At 43.5% G+C, this 6435-nt stretch carries 5 protein-coding genes; 4 read left to right on the forward strand and 1 reads right to left on the reverse strand.

Annotated elements, in window-relative coordinates; all coding sequences use genetic code 11:
* Positions 1 to 390 precede the first annotated feature (390 nt).
* A complete protein-coding gene (locus AQR02_RS03625) occupies positions 391 to 1536 on the reverse strand; it encodes a family 8 glycosyl hydrolase (RefSeq protein WP_108721967.1) in 1146 nt (381 codons plus the stop codon).
* A 653-nt stretch (positions 1537 to 2189) separates the two neighbouring features.
* Between AQR02_RS03625 and sigK the strand changes: the two genes are divergently transcribed.
* The 4 genes from sigK (at position 2190) to AQR02_RS03650 (ending at position 5867) form a co-directional block, all read left to right on the forward strand.
* Positions 2190 to 2891: an RNA polymerase sporulation sigma factor SigK gene (gene sigK, locus AQR02_RS03635; protein ID WP_054939435.1), complete on the forward strand. Its 702-nt coding sequence runs from the start codon at positions 2190 to 2192 to the stop codon at positions 2889 to 2891.
* Between the two features lie 575 nt (positions 2892 to 3466).
* Positions 3467 to 3907 carry a hypothetical protein gene (locus AQR02_RS03640; protein WP_054939436.1) on the forward strand — a complete coding sequence of 147 codons (441 nt, stop codon included), beginning with the start codon at positions 3467 to 3469 and terminating at the stop codon, positions 3905 to 3907.
* A gap of 341 nt (positions 3908 to 4248) precedes the next feature.
* Entirely contained in the window at positions 4249 to 4575 is a 327-nt protein-coding gene (locus AQR02_RS03645; protein ID WP_054939437.1) for a hypothetical protein, read from the forward strand.
* A 113-nt stretch (positions 4576 to 4688) separates the two neighbouring features.
* Positions 4689 to 5867, forward strand: a complete 1179-nt coding sequence (locus AQR02_RS03650) for a hypothetical protein (protein ID WP_054939438.1) — start codon at positions 4689 to 4691, stop codon at positions 5865 to 5867.
* The last annotated feature ends 568 nt before the right edge of the window (positions 5868 to 6435 follow it).

Genomic DNA, 6435 nt, shown 5'->3' on the forward strand with positions numbered 1-6435 from the left:
GCTGTGTGAAATATACAGAGCTGAAATATAATGCCGATGGAACCATTCAAACGATAGATCCTTACGCAGTGTAAGCTTTCAGGAAATAGAAAGAATATAGTGTGCTGCAACTAGTAGAGGACTGCGGATATCTGCCCTTAGGGGGAGAATCTGCAGTCTTTTTGTATGTCTGCGGTGCGCGGCGGACCGTTGTAAGCTTCTCTTTGGTGAGCAACACGTCTGGGTGAAAGCTCCGAGCTGATCATAGGCTAATGGTGGGCAAAGAGAATGGTAATTCTGGCATTATTCGATTAGAAAGAATGTTGAATTTGGAAAAGGGTCCTGCCGGCCATTTCAGCCGGGAGGACCCTTTTCCTGTACCGCTATACAAGTTGAACTCGTTTTTAGATTCTATCCATAAATCCGGTAATTTCCGCTCAAGGCCAGCAGGCTGAAGAAGTACAGGCAGTTATCGTAATACCGCCTTACACCGGTACGGAGCGGCGTATTCCAGAACTGTCTGACGAAGGTCTCAGCATCGGGGCCGTCGGCAGCCAGTGAGGCCATGGCGAGCGTAGCCAGCAGCCCGACCGGATGCAGGGACGGCTCATCGAAAGGCTGGCCGTCAATGGTATACCGGCGGTAATCCGTAATCTCAATATCCCGGAAAAAGGCCTGGATCCGGTTCGACTGCTCCACCTGCCAGGGATCCCTGCGGAACCATTCGTAATCGAGACCGATGTTGGCCACCACCCGGTAGGCATCACTGAAGAAGTGGCGATAGTCTCCATGAGGCTGGGGTTCAGCCGGTGATCCGTCATAATTGGCGTATTCCGGCGACAGGCCGGTTACCGGATGACAAGCGGTGTGCAAGTAAGCGCGGCTGGCCGCTGCGGCTTCGGTCCAGAAGGCTCTGTCCTGTTCATCCGCCTGCAGAGCGAACAATTCATAGAAATGCGGCAGATGGTAAGACGGATCGCTGAAAGGGGATTCGGGAATGAATTTGATCAGCCGGGTCTTCGGGTCCCACATCGGGTCCCCTTCGCCGTCTTCCCCTTGATGCACACAAGCACGGAGAATGATCCGGGCCTGCACGGAATAATTGAACGGCTCCGGGCCGTCCCCCCAGCGGCTTGAGGCAAAGAACAGCGCCATCGCGAAAAATTCTTCTCCATCCGGTGCCGGACCCGGGGAGAGCCGTGTTCCGTCGGGTTTGCAGTGCCAGGCAAAATAATCCTTATAGCGGCCATCCGTATGCTGCATGAAGACCTTGGCGAACTTCCACAGCCGGTCGAATTCCTCTTTTTTGTTCATCTGAACAGCCATCATCATCCCGTAGGACATGCCCTCTGACCGCACATCCGAGTTGCCCGTATCCACAATATAGCCCTTATCGGCATCCATTGGATGGTAAATGCGGACCTCCGGTGCACCGTAGAACAATTCCGTCCACGTATGCTCCAGTCTGTTGCTGATTTCCTCATCACTAAACCCAAGCTCACTGAACAGATTTCGGTATTCACGCGTATAAAAGGAACCTTCTTTGCAGATTTTCATCGCAGCCTCCAGGTGTTGAAGTTTGATTGTGCCCAAAGTATAGCATAGGAGGAGGTGTCCAAATTAAAGCGCTTTCCCGAAAAAGTATAGCTGCTGCTCACTCACTGGCTATTCATAAAATCTATCCATTTCGCAGGGCCGAAATTGTAGCATAACCCTTCATGCGGGTAGCAGGAAATAGCACCGGCTAGCTGCAAATTTTGTCAGCGTTAATGTAGTTGGATTGCCGCAGGACGCTTAAGTTTTCATCCTCCAGGACATATCCCTCAGGCAGAGAAAGCTCCGCTGGACGAAAATCACTGCCAGTCCCCAGAGTATTTAAGTCTGGTATTTTCCATATGTACTTATTGGGATAAAAAATTTCCCCGGCATGACTCCAGCTAGAACTGCCATCACAGACAGCTCGTTCCGGCTGGGGCTTTTATCCCTGAAAATGGGTTTTGACTGTGGGACTGTTTTTCCGTAATCGGGCAATTGGTTTGTTTGAGCGGCGGGCATAGGTAGTTATCCATAAACTTTCTCCTCTCCTAGTTGTACCAATTTCCCCGTACATGCACTTCTAGGCATCTACCCACATAGAATAAAAGGACCATGAACCCGTAGTTCTCACTACTGCCCGGTTTCATTGTACATGTGCGGGAGGTGTCGCCAAGTTGCCAGGAATAATAAGCACGATAGCGCTGCTGATCAAAGAACTGACATTGCTGGTATCCTACGTAAGAAATAATGCTTTCCCCCAGCCCCTGTCTGAACAGGATGAGAGCAAATACTTAGGAATGATGGCCGAGGGAGACGCCAAAGCGCGAAATTTGCTGATTGAGCATAATCTGCGGCTTGTTGCCCATATAGTCAAAAAATTCGACAATACAGGGGAAGACATGGAGGACCTCATCTCCATCGGCACCATCGGGCTGATCAAGGCCATCGAGAGTTACCGGCCTAACAAAGGCACGAAGCTAGCCACTTTTGCCGCCCGCTGTATTGAGAACGAAATCCTCATGCATTTGAGATCGCTTAAAAAGACCAAAAAGGACGTATCCCTGCATGATCCTATAGGGACGGATAAAGAAGGCAATGAAATCACCTTAATCGATATCCTCGGTTCCGACGCTGATGATATTGTGAAGGAAGTGGATCTGAAGATTGAGAAGAGCAAGATATATCGTAATCTGGATATTTTAGATGACCGAGAAAAAGAGGTAGTCGTCGGCCGCTTCGGCCTTGACACCGGCGGAGAAGAGCGGACGCAGCGGGAAATTGCGAAGGAGCTGGGGATTTCGCGGAGTTATGTGTCGCGGATTGAGAAGAGGGCGCTGATGAAACTGTATCATGAGTTTTATAAGGCGAAACGTTAGGCTTAAACTACAAGGTAGTACTGATAAAATATAAAGTGTATAAAAAGCGACTTGTCTGTGGATGAGTCGCTTATATTTTTATCCGTAAATTATCTATCTGCGCAATACTAAACACCGGACAATTAGAAAGAGCGTATCTTTAAAAGAGTGATTGAAGTTCTGCAATACTGAAAGGGCTCTCTCTACGTATCATAGTTCAGAATATACATCCCTAAGCGTTAATCCTCTGCAGAGCCACAGCCATAATTGCAATTCTCTTACCCAACGAAAATGGAGATCTCTCTATTAGATATTTCTAAATGCATACATAAACATTGACTTAATTCCAATATAATGAATATAAGTAAAAAATAGTAATTAGTGTTTTGGCGACAGATAGGGGAGTTTTTAAGGAGGAGATTAGCCATGTTCAGATTCTTTAGAAAATTGTAAAGGACGTAAATCTTACTTAGGAGTTATAAATGATATAAGAGAACAAGATATTTAATATAGCACATTAGTGTATTTGTTATTAATAGTTCAGAGTACTGAAATCAGAGTTATGTGGTTTTGATAACTCGAAAGGGGAACAGATGATGAAAGCAATAAAGACAGCACTTCAAACAATTTTGTATTTATTACTCGTTGTTGGATTACACCTAACTTTAATCTATATTCTTGATATAAGAATAGAAGGCTGGAAAACGGAATTAATAAAAGAGTTAGGCAAAGTATACCTTCTTCCGCTATTCTTATGTTTTATTAATTCTTTAATACTTGTAAAAGCTCTGAGGACAAAGTACCATGTCATCTGGCTTTTGGTAACTATAATCCCAAGCTGTTGTCTTCTGTTCTTTTTTAAAGCAATACAAGGGCTTGGAGAAGGGGAGTATCAAGTTGTTTCTATTGAAATGTTCCCAAAATATAGCTTGGAGATGTTCACTTTTCTTCCGAGGAGCATTCTAGTATTACAGTTTGTTTTCACTTTGTATTTTCTCATTAAAATAAGAAAAGAAGTTAATCGTTCGAAAATATAGAGGGGGATTTGTTCTTCCTAAAGGCTTTTTGCATCTGCTTTGTCGTAAATGATAGTATAATGGAAAAAAGTGAATTAGGCGGTGCCAATGCATGTTTGTTTGATAAAACTGAAGAAAAGATTTATGGAAGAAAGCATATTTTGTAATAAGTGTGGTTCTAAGATAATAAGTAGCAGCAATAAACTAACTGCCATACTCAAAGGTGGGAGTCAATCTACTATCATAACCGAAAATCTATTGAGAAAGATGGATGCCCAGTAAAATTACATGTTATTATAGTTCTCATTGTATCAGCGGCAGGATTATTTAGTGTATATGATCATTTATCGGAAGATACCCCGATGAATTTATATGAAACTTCATCATCGGAATATTCTTATAACAATGAAAGCACTAACGGTACAACTGAATCTGATAATTCTTGGAGTAAGTCAGCTGGAAGTACAACAGATTTTGATTGGATGGATATGAATAACGCCCAAAAGCTAGATATTGTAAGCGGGGTAATTATGGATTGGGAATTAAATAACTTTGAGGTCTTGGCAGACTCTTCTTATTTTATATCTGCGCTCGATACTTTTTATGGAGATGAATCTACTAATAAAAATAATTTGGCCGAAGCAATGACTATGATCGGTCTTTTGGGAAACGTTTTGATTAAAGAATAGGTTTATGTAAGTGGCTATGACTGCAGAAGCTCCGTCTGTTGGCAGAGTGAACCGTCAAAGTCCACTTTATTATAAGTAACATCAATTTAAAAAAGGAAAGTTGAGGTTTTTGTGTGAAAAAGAAGTTAATCAGTTTTATAGCTACTGTCCTCGTTTTTGCAAATATTGCAGGGGTGGTTGCTGCTAAGAACTATGAATCCTTGCCACAAGCGGTTTGGACCCAAACGCCGAATGAAGATTACATACCGATTCAAGCAGAGAGTTTTTATGTGCCAGGTAAAGAAACACTGTACTTACATGTTGGAGAAGAAAAAGCCTCAGAGACTAAAGTTTGGTCACCCGATACACTTCGAGCAGTAGATCCTAAAACAGGAAAGGTTAAATGGGTATTCTCCTTTGCAAAAGCAGGGTATGGATGGCCAAGTACAGAAGATCCTTTTGCTTACGCACCAGATGGTACGGTATACGCCTATTTTTCATCTGAAGAACTTCTTTATTCTGTGAGTCCTGTAGGTAAAGAAAACTGGAGTAAGCACGTAGTGCAAGAGTTACCGCTCTTTGATAGCAAGTTGTTTCTTATGGGGGATGGAACCTTAATTGTAGCAGGGCAGAAATCTACAAAGATCGGTGCGGAAACGGTACAATTGATATCTTTCGATAAAAATGGTAAACAGAAAGGGAGTAAGACTGTATCCGGAAAGTTGAATACAGTGTCGAAAAACCAGATCGCCATAGAAGTGATAACGAAGGAAGGCGATGCTCAAAAAGTTGAAGTGTATAATTCTTCCCTACAGCGCTCATTTCAATACACTTTCCCAAAAGGAGCAGGTGTGAACTTTTACACTACTTTTGCACTCGATGATGGTACTTTTGTTTTTTCAGTAAATCAAGCGAAAACACATAAACTTATAGCATTATCATCTAAAGGCTCGGCTATCTGGGGAAGAACGATTGATCAATTAGGGTTTGCTTTTCAAGCTGGGGCAGATTATATGGTATTAAATCCTCATACAAAAAAAATTAGTTTGTTTAACCAAAAGGGTTTAGTAAAGGAAAGGGTATTATCGAATTTAATTTTACCTGAGGGAGACGGTCTGCCAACGGCAAAGAAAACTGTAGAAGGAAAACTACTTGTGGATCTGCTTAGCAAACAGTATGTTTTTGACGCAAAAACGCTGTTCACAGTGCACGAATTTGGTCAAATAAATGGTACTATATTAGATTACCGGGAAAATAGTGTATTAGTATACGCCTGGCGTGAAAATAAGATCTCAAAGCATATATTGAATTAATGTTCTATCTTTATGGAGAGGTTTAAGGTCAGGACTAAATAAATAAGAAACTATACTGGCACTTGCTTGCTGTTTAATAGAAGAGCCCGAGAGTCTGTCTTTTGACAGACTCTTTTTGTTGTCGGCGTGCCCAGAGGCACGCATTATCTAGTTGGTGCAAGTCCAACCAAGAGAGGGGCCAAGCCACTCTTGTAGCTAGGATGCTTGCGCATGGCGAAATCTGTGTGTAAAAGCGCATCGACAAAAGTACCGGTCAGAGACCGGGCGAGTAACAACCCAGGCCGCAACATCAAGTGAATCCTGCCGCGTCGTCAAAAAGGCCCTGCAAAGGGGAAAAGAGGGAGCCGAGTCTCGCGACACTGGACGAAGGCCAAGGAAGCTGTGCAGAACTTGGAACAGCAGTGAAGAACCCTTCGGCGTATAGGGAACGGCATGGATTGAAAGATAATGCAGTGAACTGGGGAGACCCTCCCCCACACGGGATTTTTTTTTAGGAACCCGTAAAAAGGCGCTCTATAAGTCCAGAAGACGAAATGAACCGTCTGTGGGAAGGGAGTCCGAGGGGCTT

Source organism: Paenibacillus ihuae, from assembly GCF_001368795.1.
GTDB classification, from domain to species: Bacteria; Bacillota; Bacilli; order Paenibacillales; family Paenibacillaceae; genus Paenibacillus_AQ; species Paenibacillus_AQ ihuae.

What these genes read in the sequence shown, in the direction of transcription:
- AQR02_RS03625 (WP_108721967.1), bottom strand. Translation starts at nt 1,536, where the DNA reads ATGAAAATCTGCAAAGAAGGTTCCTTTTATACGCGTGAATACCGAAAT.
- AQR02_RS03640 (WP_054939436.1), top strand. Translation starts at nt 3,467, where the DNA reads ATGAAAGCAATAAAGACAGCACTTCAAACAATTTTGTATTTATTACTC.
- AQR02_RS03645 (WP_054939437.1), top strand. Translation starts at nt 4,249, where the DNA reads ATGAATTTATATGAAACTTCATCATCGGAATATTCTTATAACAATGAA.